The sequence below is a fragment of the Sellimonas sp. genome (assembly GCF_047234585.1).
In the GTDB taxonomy this organism is placed as follows: Bacteria; Bacillota; Clostridia; order Lachnospirales; family Lachnospiraceae; genus Sellimonas; species Sellimonas caecigallum.
This window is the reverse complement of record NZ_JBKSWG010000018.1, coordinates 37141-53746: the sequence shown is the minus strand read 5'-3', so window position 1 is coordinate 53746 and position 16606 is coordinate 37141. Positions and strand designations below refer to the sequence as shown.

The 16606-nt window shown below is 42.2% G+C and carries 31 protein-coding genes; 30 read left to right on the top strand and 1 reads right to left on the bottom strand.

The window, feature by feature from the left end; all coding sequences use genetic code 11:
* Nucleotides 1-14: 14 nt before the first annotated feature.
* The 29 genes from rplW (at nucleotide 15) to ACLROL_RS08620 (ending at nucleotide 14807) form a co-directional block, all read left to right on the top strand.
* Nucleotides 15-314, top strand: coding sequence for a 50S ribosomal protein L23 (gene rplW, locus ACLROL_RS08760; RefSeq protein ID WP_004843611.1), 300 nt, complete (start codon nucleotides 15-17; stop codon nucleotides 312-314).
* A gap of 66 nt (nucleotides 315-380) precedes the next feature.
* Nucleotides 381-1223 carry a 50S ribosomal protein L2 gene (gene rplB / locus ACLROL_RS08755; protein WP_009245094.1) on the top strand — a complete coding sequence of 281 codons (843 nt, stop codon included), beginning with the start codon at nucleotides 381-383 and terminating at the stop codon, nucleotides 1221-1223.
* A gap of 26 nt (nucleotides 1224-1249) precedes the next feature.
* Nucleotides 1250-1531 carry a 30S ribosomal protein S19 gene (gene rpsS, locus ACLROL_RS08750; RefSeq protein ID WP_004843609.1) on the top strand — a complete coding sequence of 94 codons (282 nt, stop codon included), beginning with the start codon at nucleotides 1250-1252 and terminating at the stop codon, nucleotides 1529-1531.
* Between the two features lie 34 nt (nucleotides 1532-1565).
* Nucleotides 1566-1952: a 50S ribosomal protein L22 gene (rplV, locus tag ACLROL_RS08745; RefSeq protein ID WP_004843607.1), complete on the top strand. Its 387-nt coding sequence runs from the start codon at nucleotides 1566-1568 to the stop codon at nucleotides 1950-1952.
* Nucleotides 1953-1963: 11 nt separating this feature from the next.
* Nucleotides 1964-2620 carry a 30S ribosomal protein S3 gene (rpsC, locus tag ACLROL_RS08740; protein WP_173864017.1) on the top strand — a complete coding sequence of 219 codons (657 nt, stop codon included), beginning with the start codon at nucleotides 1964-1966 and terminating at the stop codon, nucleotides 2618-2620.
* Nucleotides 2620-3057 carry a 50S ribosomal protein L16 gene (gene rplP, locus ACLROL_RS08735; protein WP_087201576.1) on the top strand — a complete coding sequence of 146 codons (438 nt, stop codon included), beginning with the start codon at nucleotides 2620-2622 and terminating at the stop codon, nucleotides 3055-3057. The genes rpsC and rplP overlap by 1 nt, the downstream gene beginning before the upstream one ends.
* Entirely contained in the window at nucleotides 3047-3253 is a 207-nt protein-coding gene (rpmC, locus tag ACLROL_RS08730) for a 50S ribosomal protein L29 (RefSeq protein WP_087201578.1), read from the top strand. Before rplP ends, rpmC begins: the two co-directional genes overlap by 11 nt.
* A gap of 11 nt (nucleotides 3254-3264) precedes the next feature.
* On the top strand, nucleotides 3265-3522 hold the full coding sequence (gene rpsQ / locus ACLROL_RS08725) for a 30S ribosomal protein S17 (RefSeq protein ID WP_087201580.1): 258 nt from the start codon (nucleotides 3265-3267) through the stop codon (nucleotides 3520-3522).
* 36 nt (nucleotides 3523-3558) lie between these two features.
* Nucleotides 3559-3927 (top strand): 50S ribosomal protein L14, encoded by a 369-nt coding sequence (gene rplN / locus ACLROL_RS08720; RefSeq protein WP_087201582.1) that lies wholly within the window; start codon nucleotides 3559-3561, stop codon nucleotides 3925-3927.
* A gap of 14 nt (nucleotides 3928-3941) precedes the next feature.
* Entirely contained in the window at nucleotides 3942-4253 is a 312-nt protein-coding gene (gene rplX, locus ACLROL_RS08715; protein ID WP_087201583.1) for a 50S ribosomal protein L24, read from the top strand.
* Nucleotides 4254-4276: 23 nt separating this feature from the next.
* The gene (gene rplE, locus ACLROL_RS08710) at nucleotides 4277-4816 is read left to right on the top strand and encodes a 50S ribosomal protein L5 (RefSeq protein WP_221919768.1); all 540 of its coding nucleotides are present in this window, start codon (nucleotides 4277-4279) and stop codon (nucleotides 4814-4816) included.
* Between the two features lie 15 nt (nucleotides 4817-4831).
* Nucleotides 4832-5017 carry a type Z 30S ribosomal protein S14 gene (locus ACLROL_RS08705; RefSeq protein WP_087201587.1) on the top strand — a complete coding sequence of 62 codons (186 nt, stop codon included), beginning with the start codon at nucleotides 4832-4834 and terminating at the stop codon, nucleotides 5015-5017.
* Nucleotides 5018-5163: 146 nt separating this feature from the next.
* Nucleotides 5164-5565 carry a 30S ribosomal protein S8 gene (rpsH, locus tag ACLROL_RS08700; RefSeq protein ID WP_087201590.1) on the top strand — a complete coding sequence of 134 codons (402 nt, stop codon included), beginning with the start codon at nucleotides 5164-5166 and terminating at the stop codon, nucleotides 5563-5565.
* Nucleotides 5566-5632: 67 nt separating this feature from the next.
* Nucleotides 5633-6175, top strand: a complete 543-nt coding sequence (gene rplF, locus ACLROL_RS08695; protein WP_087201592.1) for a 50S ribosomal protein L6 — start codon at nucleotides 5633-5635, stop codon at nucleotides 6173-6175.
* A gap of 17 nt (nucleotides 6176-6192) precedes the next feature.
* Nucleotides 6193-6561 (top strand): 50S ribosomal protein L18, encoded by a 369-nt coding sequence (gene rplR / locus ACLROL_RS08690; RefSeq protein WP_087201595.1) that lies wholly within the window; start codon nucleotides 6193-6195, stop codon nucleotides 6559-6561.
* A 21-nt stretch (nucleotides 6562-6582) separates the two neighbouring features.
* On the top strand, nucleotides 6583-7092 hold the full coding sequence (gene rpsE, locus ACLROL_RS08685; RefSeq protein ID WP_087201596.1) for a 30S ribosomal protein S5: 510 nt from the start codon (nucleotides 6583-6585) through the stop codon (nucleotides 7090-7092).
* Between the two features lie 14 nt (nucleotides 7093-7106).
* Nucleotides 7107-7289, top strand: a complete 183-nt coding sequence (gene rpmD / locus ACLROL_RS08680) for a 50S ribosomal protein L30 (RefSeq protein WP_087201597.1) — start codon at nucleotides 7107-7109, stop codon at nucleotides 7287-7289.
* Nucleotides 7290-7312: 23 nt separating this feature from the next.
* Entirely contained in the window at nucleotides 7313-7753 is a 441-nt protein-coding gene (gene rplO / locus ACLROL_RS08675) for a 50S ribosomal protein L15 (RefSeq protein WP_087201598.1), read from the top strand.
* The gene (gene secY / locus ACLROL_RS08670; RefSeq protein ID WP_221919769.1) at nucleotides 7754-9070 is read left to right on the top strand and encodes a preprotein translocase subunit SecY; all 1317 of its coding nucleotides are present in this window, start codon (nucleotides 7754-7756) and stop codon (nucleotides 9068-9070) included.
* Nucleotides 9071-9140: 70 nt separating this feature from the next.
* Nucleotides 9141-9785, top strand: a complete 645-nt coding sequence (locus ACLROL_RS08665; RefSeq protein ID WP_087201601.1) for an adenylate kinase — start codon at nucleotides 9141-9143, stop codon at nucleotides 9783-9785.
* A gap of 2 nt (nucleotides 9786-9787) precedes the next feature.
* Nucleotides 9788-10570, top strand: a complete 783-nt coding sequence (gene map / locus ACLROL_RS08660; protein ID WP_413067691.1) for a type I methionyl aminopeptidase — start codon at nucleotides 9788-9790, stop codon at nucleotides 10568-10570.
* The gene (locus ACLROL_RS08655; RefSeq protein WP_413067690.1) at nucleotides 10564-10812 is read left to right on the top strand and encodes a hypothetical protein; all 249 of its coding nucleotides are present in this window, start codon (nucleotides 10564-10566) and stop codon (nucleotides 10810-10812) included. Before map ends, ACLROL_RS08655 begins: the two co-directional genes overlap by 7 nt.
* 24 nt (nucleotides 10813-10836) lie before the next feature.
* The gene (gene infA / locus ACLROL_RS08650; RefSeq protein WP_004607275.1) at nucleotides 10837-11055 is read left to right on the top strand and encodes a translation initiation factor IF-1; all 219 of its coding nucleotides are present in this window, start codon (nucleotides 10837-10839) and stop codon (nucleotides 11053-11055) included.
* Nucleotides 11056-11223: 168 nt separating this feature from the next.
* Nucleotides 11224-11337, top strand: a complete 114-nt coding sequence (gene rpmJ, locus ACLROL_RS08645; RefSeq protein ID WP_003022746.1) for a 50S ribosomal protein L36 — start codon at nucleotides 11224-11226, stop codon at nucleotides 11335-11337.
* A 272-nt stretch (nucleotides 11338-11609) separates the two neighbouring features.
* Nucleotides 11610-11978 (top strand): 30S ribosomal protein S13, encoded by a 369-nt coding sequence (gene rpsM, locus ACLROL_RS08640; RefSeq protein ID WP_087201608.1) that lies wholly within the window; start codon nucleotides 11610-11612, stop codon nucleotides 11976-11978.
* A gap of 60 nt (nucleotides 11979-12038) precedes the next feature.
* Entirely contained in the window at nucleotides 12039-12434 is a 396-nt protein-coding gene (gene rpsK, locus ACLROL_RS08635) for a 30S ribosomal protein S11 (RefSeq protein WP_024731877.1), read from the top strand.
* A gap of 16 nt (nucleotides 12435-12450) precedes the next feature.
* Nucleotides 12451-13044, top strand: coding sequence for a 30S ribosomal protein S4 (rpsD, locus tag ACLROL_RS08630; protein WP_087201611.1), 594 nt, complete (start codon nucleotides 12451-12453; stop codon nucleotides 13042-13044).
* A gap of 39 nt (nucleotides 13045-13083) precedes the next feature.
* On the top strand, nucleotides 13084-14043 hold the full coding sequence (locus ACLROL_RS08625; protein ID WP_087201614.1) for a DNA-directed RNA polymerase subunit alpha: 960 nt from the start codon (nucleotides 13084-13086) through the stop codon (nucleotides 14041-14043).
* Nucleotides 14044-14279: 236 nt separating this feature from the next.
* Nucleotides 14280-14807, top strand: coding sequence for a bL17 family ribosomal protein (locus ACLROL_RS08620; RefSeq protein ID WP_087201616.1), 528 nt, complete (start codon nucleotides 14280-14282; stop codon nucleotides 14805-14807).
* Nucleotides 14808-14865: 58 nt separating this feature from the next.
* Here ACLROL_RS08620 and ACLROL_RS08615 read toward each other — a convergent pair whose 3' ends face one another.
* Nucleotides 14866-15690 carry a MerR family transcriptional regulator gene (locus ACLROL_RS08615; RefSeq protein ID WP_413067689.1) on the bottom strand — a complete coding sequence of 275 codons (825 nt, stop codon included), beginning with the start codon at nucleotides 15688-15690 and terminating at the stop codon, nucleotides 14866-14868.
* 76 nt (nucleotides 15691-15766) lie between these two features.
* Here ACLROL_RS08615 and ACLROL_RS08610 point away from each other — a divergent pair, with 76 nt between their 5' ends.
* A complete protein-coding gene (locus ACLROL_RS08610) occupies nucleotides 15767-16441 on the top strand; it encodes a YitT family protein (protein ID WP_087209801.1) in 675 nt (224 codons plus the stop codon).
* The last annotated feature ends 165 nt before the right edge of the window (nucleotides 16442-16606 follow it).

Genomic DNA, 16606 nt, shown 5'->3' with positions numbered 1-16606 from the left:
GAGGTGTACGCATAATGGCAAACATTCAGTATTATGATGTAATCCTTAAACCGGTAATCACTGAGAAGAGCATGGAAATGATGGCTGATAAGAAATACACTTTCCAGGTACACACAGATGCTACAAAATCTCAGATTAAAGAAGCTGTTGAAAAAATGTTCGCAGGAACAAAAGTAAAAAGCGTCAACACAATGAACCTTGACGGGAAAACAAAAAGACGTGGAATGACATTCGGAAAAACAGCTAAGACAAAGAAAGCAATTGTACAGTTAACAGAAGAGAGCGCAGATATCGAAATCTTTGAAGGACTGTAAGATTTGACATTAAACGGTGCAAATCCGTGAAACAAATAATTAGGAAAAATGAAAGGAGAGACAGTAATGGGAATTAAAGTATACAACCCATATACACCTTCCAGAAGACAGATGACAGGATCTGATTTCTCTGAGATCACAAAAACAACTCCTGAGAAATCCTTACTGGAATCTAAAAATAGAAAAGCTGGTCGTAACAACCAGGGTAAAATCACTGTAAGACACCGCGGAGGCGGAGCTAAAAAGAAATATAGAATTATCGACTTCAAGAGAAGAAAAGACGGAATTCCGGCAACTGTAATCGGAATCGAGTACGATCCGAACAGAACAGCTAACATCGCACTGATCTGCTACGCAGACGGAGAGAAAGCTTACATCCTTGCACCAGAAGGATTAAAAGACGGAATGACAGTTATGAACGGAGCAGAAGCAGAGGTAAGAGTAGGAAACTGCCTGCCACTTTCTGAAATCCCAGTTGGTACACAGATCCACAACATCGAGTTATATCCTGGAAAAGGCGGACAGATGGTTCGTTCAGCAGGAAACAGCGCTCAGTTGATGGCGAAAGAAGGAAAATACGCAACACTTAGACTTCCATCCGGTGAGATGAGAATGGTTCCAATCATTTGTAGAGCATCTATCGGTGTCGTAGGAAACGGAGATCACAGCCTGATCAACGTTGGTAAAGCAGGACGTAAGCGTCACATGGGTATCAGACCTACTGTCCGCGGTTCTGTTATGAACCCGAACGACCATCCGCACGGTGGTGGTGAAGGTAAGACTGGTATCGGTCGTCCAGGTCCATGTACTCCATGGGGTAAACCGGCACTTGGTCTTAAGACACGTAAGAAAAACAAAGCTTCTAACAAGATGATCGTAAGAAGAAGAGACGGTAAAGCAATCAAATAATTTAGTTTACAAGGAGGTTAGAACCTATGGCTCGCTCACTTAAAAAAGGACCATTTGCAGATGCCAGCTTACTGAAAAAAGTAGATGCTATGAACGCTGCAGGTGATAAATCAGTTATTAAGACATGGTCACGTCGTTCTACAATCTTCCCGTCATTTGTTGGACACACAATCGCTGTTCACGACGGAAGAAAACATGTACCGGTGTATGTGACAGAAGATATGGTTGGACACAAACTCGGAGAGTTCGTTGCAACAAGAACATACAGAGGACACGGAAAAGACGAGAAGAAGTCAAAAGTCAGATAATATAGATTAGATTATTCGGAAGGAGGGTTCATCCATGGCAAAAGGACATAGATCCCAAATCAAGAGAGAAAGAAACGAGCAGAAAGACACAAGACCATCAGCTAAGATTTCTTACGCTAGAGTCTCTGTTCAGAAAGCATGCTACGTTTTGGATGCCATCAGAGGTAAGGATGTACAGACAGCACTTGGTATTTTAGCTTATAATCCAAGATATGCTTCAAGCGTAATAGAGAAATTATTGAAATCAGCAATCGCAAATGCTGAGAACAACAACGGTATGAACGTTGAGAACCTTTATATCGAAGAGTGTTATGCAAACAAAGGACCAACAATGAAGAGAATCAGACCGAGAGCACAGGGTAGAGCTTACAGAATCGAAAAGAGAATGAGCCATATCACAATCGTGCTGAATGAAAGATAAGGAGGACACTCATGGGACAGAAAGTTAATCCACATGGTTTAAGAGTCGGCGTTATCAAAGAATGGGATTCTAGATGGTACGCAGAAAAAGACTTTGCAGATAACCTGGTAGAAGATAACAAGATCAGAACATTTCTGAAAAAGAAATTATACAGTGCAGGTGTTTCCAAGATCGAGATCGAAAGAGCATCTGACCGTGTGAAAATCATCATCTACACAGCAAAACCTGGTGTAGTAATCGGTAAGGGTGGTTCTGAGATTGAGAAAGTGAAAGCAGAACTTGCTAAATTCACAAACAAAAAATTAATCGTAGACATCAAAGAAGTAAAAAGACCAGATAAAGATGCTCAGTTAGTAGCTGAAAACATCGCACAGCAGCTGGAAAACCGTATTTCATTCAGACGTGCTATGAAATCCTGCATGTCAAGAACAATGAAATCAGGAGCACTTGGTGTGAAGACATCTGTTTCCGGACGTCTCGGCGGAGCTGATATGGCTCGTACAGAGTTCTACAGCGAAGGAACAATTCCGCTTCAGACACTGAGAGCAGACATTGATTATGGATTCGCAGAAGCTGACACAACTTACGGAAAAGTCGGTGTAAAGGTTTGGATTTACAAAGGCGAGGTTCTTCCGACAAAAGCAGATAAGGAAGGGAGCGATAAATAATGTTAATGCCAAAAAGAGTAAAACGTCGTAAACAGTTCCGTGGCTCCATGAGAGGAAAGGCTTTACGCGGAAATAAGATCACTAACGGTGAATTTGGTCTTGTAGCAACGGAACCGTGCTGGATCCGTTCCAACCAGATTGAAGCTGCCCGTATTGCGATGACACGTTACATCAAACGTGGTGGTAAAGTTTGGATCAAGATCTTCCCAGATAAACCAGTAACTACAAAACCAGCTGAAACGCGTATGGGTTCCGGTAAAGGTACTCTTGAATACTGGGTAGCAGTTGTAAAACCAGGACGTGTTATGTTCGAACTTGCGGGAGTTCCGGAAGAAGTTGCACGTGAAGCGCTGCGTCTTGCAATGCACAAATTACCTTGTAAATGTAAAATCGTTTCTCGCGCAGATTTAGAAGGCGGTGATAACAGTGAAAATTAATGCATTTGTAGAAGATTTAAGAACAAAATCAGTTGCAGAGTTAAATGAAGAATTAGTAGCTGCTAAAAAGGAGCTCTTTAACCTGAGATTCCAGAACGCAACGAATCAGCTTGACAATACAAGCAGAATCAAAGAAGTAAGAAAAAATATTGCCAGAATCCAGACAGTGATCACAGAAATGGCTAAGGCTCAGTAAGGAGGGAATAGATCGTGGAAAGAAACCTGAGAAAAACAAGAGTTGGTAAGGTTGTCAGCAACAAAATGGACAAAACAATCGTCGTTGCAGTTGAAGACCATGTGAAACACCCGCTTTACAACAAGATCGTGAAGAGAACTTACAAACTGAAAGCACATGACGAAAACAACGAATGCAACATTGGAGATAAAGTAAAAGTTATGGAAACAAGACCGCTGTCCAAAGACAAGAGATGGAGACTTGTGGAAGTAATGGAGAAAGTGAGATAATTTCACTAGGAAGCAGAATATAAGGAGGTTACCTGCATGATTCAGCAAGAAAGCAGATTAAAAGTGGCAGATAACACAGGTGCTAAAGAATTACTTTGTATCCGTGTTATGGGCGGTTCTACAAGAAGATATGCGAATATCGGCGACATCATCGTTGCGTCTGTCAAAGATGCAACACCAGGCGGCGTTGTTAAAAAGGGCGATGTTGTAAAGGCCGTAGTTGTTCGTACTGTAAGAGGCGCACGTCGTAAAGATGGTTCTTACATCAAATTCGATGAAAATGCTGCTGTTATTATAAAAGAAGACAAGAACCCAAGAGGAACTCGTATTTTTGGACCAGTAGCAAGAGAGCTTCGTGAGAAACAGTTCATGAAAATCGTATCTCTGGCTCCGGAAGTATTATAAGGAGGTACCTGAGAATGTCAACGATGAAAATTAAAAAGGGCGACACAGTCAAAGTCATCGCCGGAAAAGATAAAGACAAAGAAGGCAAAGTAATTGCTGTTAACAAAAAGGACGGAAAAGTTCTGGTTGAAGGTGTCAACATGCTGACAAAGCACACAAAACCAAGTGCTGCTAATCAGAATGGCGGTATCGTACACCAGGAAGGACCTATTGATGCATCTAACGTAATGTACGTTCACAAAGGAAAAGCTACAAGAGTAGGTTTCAAGATGGACGGAGACAAAAAAGTTCGTTTTGCAAAATCAACAGGCGAAGTTATTGATTAATTCGGGAAAGGAGGTCCATCGCTTTGAGTAGATTAAAAGAACAGTACCAGAATGAAATCGTAGACGCTCTGGTAAAGAAATTTGGATATAAAAACATTATGGAAGTGCCGAAGCTTGACAAAGTTGTTCTCAACATGGGTGTAGGCGAAGCAAAAGACAATGCAAAGCTTCTTGAAGCTGCTATTGCTGATATGGAAAAGATCACAGGACAGAAAGCAGTTGTGACAAGAGCTAAAAATTCTGTAGCGAACTTCAAGATCAGAGAAGGTATGCCGATCGGATGTAAAGTTACATTAAGAGGAGAAAAAATGTACGAGTTCGTTGATCGTCTGATCAACCTTGCACTTCCTCGTGTACGTGACTTCAGAGGGGTAAACCCGAACGCATTTGACGGAAGAGGTAACTACGCTCTTGGAATCAAAGAACAGTTGATTTTCCCTGAAATCGAATATGACAAAGTTGACAAAGTTCGCGGTATGGACGTAATCTTCGTTACAACAGCTAAGACAGACGAAGAAGCTCGTGAATTACTGAAACAGTTCAACATGCCATTCGCAAAGTAGTAAAGGAGGAGAATCATGGCAAAGACATCTATGAAAATCAAACAGCAGCGCAAACAGAAATTCTCTACAAGAGAATATAATCGCTGCAAAATCTGCGGTCGTCCGCATGCATATTTAAGAAAATATGGTATTTGCCGTATCTGCTTCCGTGAATTAGCATATAAAGGAGAAATCCCGGGAGTTAAGAAGGCAAGCTGGTAAGCCACAAATCGGCTTTGCAGAATCCCTTTACAGGGATTCGCGAGGCTTGGGGCTGCTCTCCGACAGATGCCGGAGAACTTCCTTGAAAAAGGATATCCGCAGTCAGTAAATTTTAGAATTAGCATTCCACAAGGAGGAAACTGAAAATGACTATGAGTGATCCAATCGCAGATATGCTTACAAGAATCCGTAATGCAAATACTGCAAAACATGATACAGTAGACGTGCCGGCTTCCAAGATGAAAGTCGCAATCGCAGACATCCTTGCAGATGAAGGATATATTGAAAAATACGATCTCGTTGAAGACGGAAACTTCAAGACGATCAGAATTACATTAAAATACGGCGCAGATAAGAACGAAAAGGTTATCACAGGATTAAAGAGAATTTCCAAACCGGGTCTGCGTGTGTACGCTGGAAAAGAAGATCTTCCGAGAGTACTTGGAGGACTTGGAACAGCAGTCATCTCTACCAACCATGGTGTTGTAACAGATAAAAAAGCAAGAGAACTCGGTGTCGGCGGAGAAGTACTCTGCTTCATTTGGTAGGCCGAAAGCAACTGAAAACAGAGCGGCAAAGACCGCTCCGAAAATTTAAGTTTAGGAGGTATACGTTATGTCACGTATCGGAAGACTTCCGGTTGCAATTCCGGAAGGAGTAACTGTTGAAATCGCAGAAAACAACAAAGTGACTGTAACAGGTCCGAAGGGAACTCTCGTGAGAGAACTTCCTGTAGAAATGGAAATCAAAAAAGAAGACAATACAATCGTGGTAACAAGACCGAACGATTTGAAAAAGATGAAATCTTTACATGGTCTTACAAGAACACTGATTTACAACATGGTGATCGGTGTTACAGAAGGATATCAGAAGGTTCTTGAAGTAAACGGTGTAGGTTACAGAGCTGCAAAAGCTGGAAAGAAACTTACATTAAACCTTGGATATTCTCATCCGGTAGAAATGGAAGATCCGGAAGGCATCGAGACAGTTCTGGAAGGACAGAACAAAATCATTGTTAAAGGTATCAGTAAAGAAAAAGTTGGCCAATACGCAGCTGAAATCAGAGATAAGAGAAGACCGGAACCGTACAAGGGCAAAGGTATCAAGTATGCTGATGAAGTAATCAGACGTAAAGTTGGTAAAACTGGTAAGAAATAAGTAAGGAGAGTGTGAAAATGGTTAGCAAAAAATCAAGAAGCGAAGTTCGTTTAAATAAACATAGAAAATTACGCAACCGTTTCAGCGGTACTGCTGAGAGACCACGTCTTGCTGTATTCAGAAGCAACAATCATATGTATGCTCAGATCATCGATGATACAGTTGGAAACACTCTGGTATCAGCTTCCACTCTTCAGAAAGACGTGAAAGCAGAACTGGAAAAGACCAACAATGTTGAAGCAGCAGCATATCTTGGTACGGTAATTGCAAAGAAAGCCCTGGAAAAAGGTATTACTACAGTTGTCTTTGACAGAGGCGGCTTCATATATCAGGGAAAGATCAAAGCATTAGCTGATGCAGCTAGAGAAGCTGGACTGGAATTCTAGAAGTTGAGGAGGAAAACACAGATGAGACGTAATCATATTGATGCTAGTCAGTTAGAATTGAATGAAAAAGTAGTGTCAATCAAACGTGTAACCAAAGTTGTTAAAGGTGGCCGTCACTTCAGATTCACAGCTTTAGTAGTTGTTGGCGACGGAAAAGGACACGTTGGAGCAGGACTGGGTAAAGCAGCAGAAATCCCGGAAGCAATCCGCAAAGGGAAAGAAGATGCAATGAAGAACCTGATCACTGTTGCTCTTAATAACGAAGAAAGCATCACTCACGATATTTATGGAAAATACGGAAGTGCTACAGTGCTTCTGAAGACAGCACCGGAAGGTACCGGAGTTATCGCCGGAGGTCCGGCGCGTGCCGTAATCGAAATGGCAGGTATCAAAAACATCCGTACAAAATCTTTAGGTTCTAACAACAAACAGAACGTTGTTCTCGCTACACTGAATGGTCTTGCAAATGTAAAGACACCGGAAGATGTGGCAAGACTTCGCGGGAAATCTATCGAAGAGATCGTAGGCTAAGGAGGACGGTTCACATGGCAAATTTGAAAATCACATTAGTGAAATCAACAATCGGTGCCATTCCGAAGCATAAAAAGACAGTTGAAGCATTAGGACTGAAGAAGATGCACAAAACAGTTGTGCTTCCGGATAATGCAGCGACAAGAGGCATGGTACAGCAGATTAGACATTTAGTAAAAGTGGAAGAAGAAGCTTAATTGAAAGATAAGGAGGTGTCATAATGGACTTATCAAATTTAAGACCAGCTGATGGTTCAAAACACAGCGATAATTTCAGAAGAGGCCGTGGTCACGGTTCAGGAAATGGTAAGACTGCCGGAAAAGGACACAAAGGTCAGAAAGCTCGTTCCGGAGCACCAAGACCGGGATTTGAAGGTGGACAGATGCCATTATACAGACGTATTCCGAAGAGAGGTTTCACTTGCAGAAACTCTAAGGAAATCGTAGCTGTTAACTTAAGTGTATTGGAAGCATTCGAAAATGATGCAGTTGTATCTGTTGCAACATTAATCGAAAACGGAATTATTAAGAATCCGAAAGACGGAGTAAAGATTCTTGGAAATGGAGAATTAACCAAAAAACTTACAGTTCAGGCTAATGCTTTCAGCGAAAGCGCAAAGGCTAAAATTGAAGCACTTGGTGGAAAAGCAGAGGTGATCTAATTGCTGCAGACAGTCCGTAGGGCATTTCAGATTGAAGAGATCAGAAAAAGACTGTTCTTCACATTTTTGATGCTGATTGTAGTAAGACTCGGCTCTGAGCTGCCTACACCGGGCGTGGATCCGACATATATCCAGGACTTCTTCGCGAGCCAGACCGGTGATGCATTTAACTTTTTTAATGCATTTACCGGCGGTTCTTTCACGCAGATGTCGGTGTTTGCGCTGAGTATTACTCCTTATATTACATCTTCCATTATTGTCCAGCTTATGACCATCGCGATTCCGAAACTGGAAGAGATGCAGAAAGAAGGAGAAGAAGGAAGAAAGAAAATGACAGCTATTACCCGTTATCTTACGGTCGTGCTGGCATTGGTAGAGTCCACAGCTATGGCAGTAGGATTTGGACGTCAGGGACTTCTGATAGAATTCAACTTTGTGAACGCAGCGGTAGTTGTTCTCACATTGACGGCAGGTTCTACTTTACTGATGTGGATCGGTGAGCGTATCACAGAAAATGGTGTCGGAAACGGTATTTCCATCGTTCTTCTTATCAACATCATTTCTCGTGTGCCAAGTGATTTTATTACCTTATATGAGCAGTTTATCAAAGGGAAAAGCCTTGCCACAGGAGGACTTGCAGCTCTGATTATTTTGGCGGTTCTTCTTGTAGTCGTCGTATTTGTCATCGTCCTTCAGGACGCTGTTAGAAAAATTCCGGTACAGTATTCACAGAAAGTGATCGGAAGAAAGACAATGGGCGGCCAGACGACCAGCATCCCTCTCAAGGTAAATACAGCCGGCGTTATTCCGGTTATCTTCGCATCTTCTCTGATGCAGTTTCCGGTTGTCATCGCTGCCTTTCTTGGAAAAGGCAACGGCGACGGTATTGGAAGCGAGATCCTGAAGGGACTGAGTTCCAACAACTGGTGCAACCCATCCCAGATCCAATATTCATGGGGGCTGCTCGTATATATTCTTTTGACAATATTCTTTGCATATTTCTACACGAGTATTACATTCAATCCGATGGAGATTGCAAACAATATGAAAAAGAGCGGCGGGTTCATCCTCGGTATTCGTCCGGGAAGACCTACTGTAGAATATTTGACAAAGATCCTGAACAACATCATTTTTATCGGTGCCTGCGGACTTGTAATTGTGCAGGTTATCCCGTTTTTCTTTAACGGCGTCTTTGGTGCCAATGTATCTTTCGGAGGAACATCCCTGATTATTATTGTGGGTGTTGTTCTTGAGACGATCAAGAAAGTGGAATCTATGATGCTTGTTCGTAATTACAAAGGATTCTTAAATACCTGATGATTTTAGCTCGCGGAAACCTTTTTCGCGAGTTAAAGTTCTATAAAGAGATATTATGGAGGGACACAAAATGAAAGTGATTATGTTAGGTGCTCCGGGTGCAGGAAAAGGCACACAGGCGAAAAAGATCGCAGCAAAGTATGAGATTCCACATATTTCCACAGGAGATATCTTCCGTGCGAATATCAAGGAAGGGACAGAACTTGGAAAGAAAGCAAAAGAGTATATGGATCAGGGCCTGCTTGTACCGGACGAACTCGTTGTAGACCTCGTAGTTGACCGTGTAAAGCAGGATGACTGCAAAAACGGATATGTTCTGGACGGATTCCCGAGAACGATCCCGCAGGCAGAAGCGCTTGATAAAGCCCTTGCTTCTTTTGGAGATAAGATGGACTATGCCATTGACGTGGAAGTACCGGATGAAAACATCGTAAATCGGATGGGCGGAAGAAGAGCCTGTGTCGGATGCGGAGCTACATATCATCTTGTGTACGCGGCGCCGAAAGTGGAAAATGTCTGCGATACATGTGGGAAAGAGCTGATTCTCAGGGATGACGACAAACCGGAAACAGTTCAGAAACGTCTCAATGTGTACCACGAACAGACACAGCCGCTTATCGATTACTACAAGAATTCAGGTATTTTAAAAGAAGTTGACGGCACTGTAGATATCGATGATGTGTTCCAGGAAATCGTGAAGATTTTAGGAGAATAGAAATGTCCGTTAAGATCAAATCAGCAAGAGAAATTGAATTGATGACAGAAGCGGGGAGAATACTGGAAAAGGTTCATCAGGAGCTTTCCTGTGCGCTTCACGCTGGCATGACGACCGCTGATATTGATAAGCTCGGGGAGGAAGTCATAAGGAGTTACGGCTGCGTACCTTCCTTCCTGGGTTATAACGGCTATCCGGCTTCCATTTGTGTTTCCATCAATGAAGAAGTAGTCCATGGGATTCCAAGCAGAAACAGGATCATAAAAGACGGCGATATAGTCTCCCTTGATGCGGGAGTGATCTGGAAAGGTTATCATTCCGATGCGGCAAGAACCCATGCAGTGGGGGAGATCCCAAAGGAGACGCAGGAACTGATAGCAAGAACGAGAGAAAGTTTTTTTGAAGGAATCAAATATGCCAGGGAAGGAAACCATCTGTATGACATATCGAAAGCCATCGGAGAGTATGCCCGCCGCTTCAGGTATGGAGTGGTGGAAGAGCTGTGCGGACATGGCATCGGTACGAAACTCCACGAAGATCCGCAGATACCCAATTTCGAGATGCCAAGACGAGGCATAAAGCTGAAGGCAGGCATGACGCTTGCAGTTGAGCCGATGATCAATCTGGGTACAGCAAAAGTAAATTGGCTTTCTGATGGATGGACCGTAGTCACAAAAGACGGAAAGCCGTCGGCGCACTACGAAAACACGATTCTGATCACAGACGGGGAACCGAAGATCCTGACATTGTCTGAAGATTCCGATAAAAAGGAGACAACATGTTAAACTACGAGACCGGGGCACTTGTTAAGTCCCTTGCAGGCCACGATCGGGGAAGACTTTATATTATAATAGAAGAGACAGAGGATTCCCTTTTCCTTACGGACGGAAGGCTTCGCCCGATGGAAAAACCGAAAAGAAAAAAGAAAAAGCATGTGCAGGTAATCTTAAAAAAGATTGAGGATGAGGAATTTACGGATGAGAACATCCGGACATTCATAAGAAAATATCAGAGTGAAATCATGTAATTGTGAAGCAGAAGGAGGAGCAACATGTCAAAGGCTGACGTAATTGAAATTGAGGGAACAGTAGTAGAAAAATTGCCAAATGCGATGTTTCAGGTAGAGCTGGAAAATGGCCACCAGGTGCTGGCGCATATCAGCGGAAAACTTCGTATGAATTTTATCAAGATTTTGCCAGGAGACAAGGTAACACTGGAACTTTCTCCGTATGACCTCTCAAAAGGAAGAATTATTTGGAGAGATAAGTAAAAAAATAAAAAAGTTATTGACTTTCAAAGGCGACAGGGCTATAATATTAAATGCCGTTCGTGGGTGTAGTCTGCGCAGCGGCAGTATCCATTGGAAAGTATCCGGAAAAACAGAACGGTAGTGTGTTTTATCCGGGACGGTTTAGCAGGTATGAAAGGAGGATTTGACATGAAGGTTAGATCATCAGTAAAACCGATTTGCGAAAAATGCAAAGTAATTAAAAGAAAAGGCAGTATCAGAATTATCTGCGAGAATCCAAAACACAAACAGCGCCAGGGTTAATTTGGACTGAATGTAGATTGGAATTGAATTAGGCGGCTGATAGCATGACACGCCAGGAAGTGTGTAGTGCTATTTTAAATATACAAGGACACCTGAGACGAGTGCTCCATGTATATTGCTTCTAATACCGGCGGTCATTAACCGAGAGGTTGCCGGAAAGGGCATATTAGCATACCGGATATGCCTGGGCGTAAATGTATTCCGTCAGATACAGACGCCCCAGTTAAAGACAATATGAAACAGAAAACGATTGAAAATGGAGGAAAACAAGAATGGCTCGTATTGCAGGTGTTGATTTACCAAGAGACAAACGTGTTGAAATCGGTCTGACTTACATCTACGGAATCGGAAGAGTAAGCTCCAACCGTATCTTAAAAGATGCAGGAGTAAATCCGGATACAAGATGCAGAGACCTGACAGATGAAGAAGTAAAGAAGATCAGTGCAGTGATCGATGAGACACAGACAGTAGAAGGTGATCTCAGAAGAGAGATCGCTCTGAACATCAAGAGATTACAGGAAATCGGATGCTACAGAGGAATCCGTCACAGAAAAGGACTCCCGGTTCGTGGACAGAAGACAAAGACAAACGCAAGAACAAGAAAAGGTCCGAAGAGAACAGTGGCAAACAAGAAGAAGTAAGATGATAACTTTCCCCGCTTTGGGGATCAGTACAGAAAACAAGAAAGTAGGTTAGTTTAAATGGCAAAGAAAGTTGCAAAGAAAGTAACAAAAAAACGTGTCAAGAAAAACGTTGAACATGGACAGGCACATATCCAGTCATCTTTCAACAATACAATCGTTACATTGACAGATGCTCAGGGAAATGCTTTATCATGGGCAAGTGCCGGCGGTCTGGGATTTAGAGGTTCAAGGAAATCTACTCCATATGCGGCTCAGATGGCAGCAGAAACTGCAGCAAAGGCAGCATTAGTACATGGTCTGAAATCAGTAGACGTTATGGTAAAGGGACCAGGTTCAGGTAGAGAAGCAGCGATCCGTGCACTTCAGGCATGCGGAATCGATGTAACAAGCATCAAAGATGTAACTCCGGTACCGCACAATGGTTGCCGTCCACCAAAACGCAGAAGAGTCTAATTAGGAGGATAAGAGCATGGCAGTAAATAGAGTTCCAGTTCTGAAAAGATGCCGTTCCCTTGGAATGGATCCGATTTATTTAGGAATTGATAAAAAGTCTAAAAGACAGTTAAAAAGAGCAAACAGAAAGATGAGCGAGTATGGTCTTCAGTTACGTGAAAAACAGAAAGCAAAATTCATCTATGGCGTTCTGGAAAAACCATTCCGCAACTACTACAAAAAAGCAAAACAGATGAGCGGTATGACAGGTACAAACCTGATGGTTCTTCTGGAAACAAGACTTGACAATGTAGTGTTCCGTATGGGACTTGCTAGAACAAGACGTGAAGCAAGACAGATTGTAGACCACAAACATGTGCTTGTAAATGGAAAACAGGTTAATATCCCGTCTTACCTTGTAAAAGCCGGAGATGTGATCGAAATCAAAGAAAAGTGCAAAGGTTCTCAGAGATATAAAGATATCCTTGAAGTGACAGGCGGACGTCTTGTACCGGGATGGCTGGAAATCGACACAGAGAATTTAAAAGGAACAGTAAAAGAGCTTCCGACACGCGATGAAATCGATGTACCGGTTGACGAAATGCTGATCGTCGAATTATATTCTAAATAATAACCCGTAAAACGTGCTAATAGCAGGAGGGAACTTATAGTGTTTGATTTTAATAAACCGAATATCGAAATCACAGAAATGTCAGAAGATAAAAGATATGGAAGATTTGTCGTGGAACCGCTCGAAAGAGGATACGGAACGACATTGGGTAACAGCCTCAGAAGAATTATGCTGTCCTCCCTTCCGGGCGCAGCCATAAGCCAGGTAAAGATCGACGGCGTTCTTCATGAATTTAGTTCCATTCCGGGTGTGAAAGAGGATGTAACCGAGATTATCATGAATCTGAAGGCATTAGCTATTAAAAACTCTTCAGAAACAGATGAACCGAAAACAGCTTATATTGAATTTGAAGGAGAAGGTGTTGTAACAGGCGCTGATATCCAGGTTGATTCCGATATTGAGATCATGAATCCGGATCTGGTAATCGCGACACTCAACGGCGGAACAGACAGTAAGCTTTACATGGAACTGACGATCACAAAAGGCCGCGGTTATGTAAGCTCAGAGAAGAACAAGACTGAAGACCTTCCGATTGGAGTCATTCCGATTGATTCCATTTATACACCGGTAGAGCGCGTAAATCTGACTGTTCAGAACACTCGTGTCGGACAGATCACGGACTACGACAAGCTGACTCTGGATGTATACACAAATGGTACATTACTTCCGGATGAGGCGGTAAGCCTTGCTGCGAAAGTACTGAACGAACATCTGAAACTTTTCATCGACCTGTCAGAAGTAGCACAGGCTGCGGAAGTTATGATCGAAAAAGAAGACGATGAAAAAGAGAAAGTGCTTGAAATGAGCATTGATGAACTTGAACTTTCCGTTCGTTCCTACAATTGCTTGAAGAGAGCCGGAATCAATACAGTGGAAGAACTTACAAACAGAACTCCTGAAGATATGATGAAAGTACGTAACCTGGGACGCAAGTCTCTGGAAGAGGTACTTGCAAAATTGAAAGAACTCGGCCTGGAATTAAGCCAGGGCGAGGAGTAAAACGACCGCCCTGGCGCTGCCGATTGAACTGCTAATGTTCAAGCGGCTTCCAAAATGGGCGAGGAGTAAAACGACCGCCCTGGCGCTGCCGATTGAACTGCTAATGTTCAAGCGGCTTCCAAAATGGGCGAGGAGAAGGATGATCTGCCGATAAGACCGAAGATGCGCGGTGGAGCATTTGACTAGTAAGACCGAAGATGCATAATCAGATGTAAAAAATTTGGAGGAAACACAAAATGGCAAAATATAGAAAGCTTGGAAGAAGAAGCGATTTAAGAAAAGCTTTACTGAGAAATCAGGTAACAGCTCTTCTGAATAACGGAAGAATCAGAACAACAGAAGCAAAAGCAAAAGAAATCCGTAAAATTGCAGAAGGACTCATCGCTTTAGCTGTAAAAGAAAAAGACAACTTTGAAGAAGTGACAGTAAAAGCAAAAGTTGCTCGCAAAGACGCAGAAGGAAAGCGCGTAAAAGAAGTTGTTGATGGAAAGAAAGTAACTGTTTACGATGAAGTAGAAAAGAAGATTAAAAAAGATCTTCCATCCAGACTTCACGCACGCCGTCAGATGCTCAAAGTACTCTGCCCGGTAAAAGAAGTGACAGACGGAAAGAAGAGATCTGCAAAAGAAGTAGATCTTGTAAATAAAATGTTTACAGAAATCGCTCCGAAGTATGTTGGACGTAACGGTGGTTACACAAGAATCGTTAAGATCGGACAGCGTAAAGGCGATGCTGCAATGGAAGTATTCATCGAATTAGTATAAGAATGATCAAAAGAGATGCTGTAAGGCATCTCTTTTATTTTGGGCAAGAATGCCCATTTTAGGATTCTCTGACATAGAACATGATTTTTGTAATATATTCATTCTCATCACGGGAGGTAATGTAATCGTTGATGCAGAACTCATAGGAATCAGACAGGATTTCCAGGGAATGTAAGCTGCAGTAATCAAGCAATTTCTTGTAGGAGTGACCGATGGAAAGATAATCGCCGATATGGTAGATACTGGCACAAAGTCCACCGGGGAGACGCCTGATATTGCTGACATGATCGGTTTTTTCGATAGGCAAAAAGGCCTGTGTGGCTTCCGTGAAACGACCTTCTCTAATGTGGTCAAAAGGAACAATCACTCCGCATTGAAAAAAGATGGGGAGCTGCTTTTGAAAAGAGTCTGAAAAGCATCTTTTTGTAGCAATACTGATTTCCCTCAGTGTATATGGCTTGTCGACGGCCCGAAAAAGAATATATTGTTCTTCGGTCTTTTCTACAATTACCATGTTCTCTTTCTCTCCGCATGTTCTTGCGGATTCCATCTGATCACAGCGGTGCTGTACTCTGCTCCGGATGAGACGAAGTTCCTGTATTTTCTGATCAATAACGGTAAGCTGTTTCCGCAAAGCAAGAAGACTGCTGTCAATGGTGTAATGTTGCATATGTTCTTTGATCTCACCTAGGGAAAAGCCAATTTTTTTCATGATCAGAATGGTATCCAGATAGTCAATTTGGCTGGAACTATAGTACCGATATCCGTTGTTGGGATCCACATAGGCAGGGCGGAACAGACCTATCTTATCATAAAAGATCAAAGTCTGTTTTGATATATTCTGATATTTGGATACTTCGCCGATCGTAAATAAATTATTCATAGTGCACCTCTTGACAATATAGTAACTATATCCTTTATTATACCCTTATAAACCAAAATTACAAGGAGGTTTTATTATGCCTGAAAAAAGGCTGACCAAACTAACACATAAACTGACAGATGGATTATCTTTAAAGAGAGTCGTTTTTATCTTGATAGGAGCCATGATCTGTACTTTTGGAATCCACAATATTCATCAGCAAAGTGGCATTACAGAAGGTGGGGTAATCGGAATGATGCTTCTGACAGAGAACTGGCTTGGTCTTTCGCCGGCTCTGATCACACCGATATTGGATATTTCCTGCTACCTTCTTGCTTTTAAGTATCTGGGCGGAAGATTTATCAAAATATCAGTTGTGTCGACGTTGAGCGTTTCTTTGTTTTACAAAATATGGGAGCTTTTCCCTCCGATGCTTCCGGATCTCTCAGATTTTCCTTTAGCTGCAGCGGTAGGAGGCGGAATTTTTGTGGGAATTGGCGTCGGAATCATCGTCCGTCAGGGAGGATCAAGCGGCGGCGACGATGCGTTGGCCCTTACAATTTCACATGTGACGCACTGGCGTCTATCCCGAGCATATCTCTTTACGGATCTCACGGTATTGGGGCTTTCACTGACGTATATTCCATTGAAAAAAATCATTTTTTCAGTTATTACGGTTACGATCTCGTCTTATCTGATTGATCATGTACAAAATTTTGTGTTTGACAAAAAAAGAAGCTCTGCCTGCAAGAAGGAAAATATGGTGTCATAACAGATAGGTATAGTACTATATGGCGCTGAGCATTTCATAAAATGCAAAAGAAAAGCCAATCTATTTACACAAAAATAAGTTAGAAAAAACATGTTCTTTGGAGAAAATGTGGAAAAAAATTATTTTGTTAAAAAATTGACAAAAAGTAATTGACAAATTATTAAC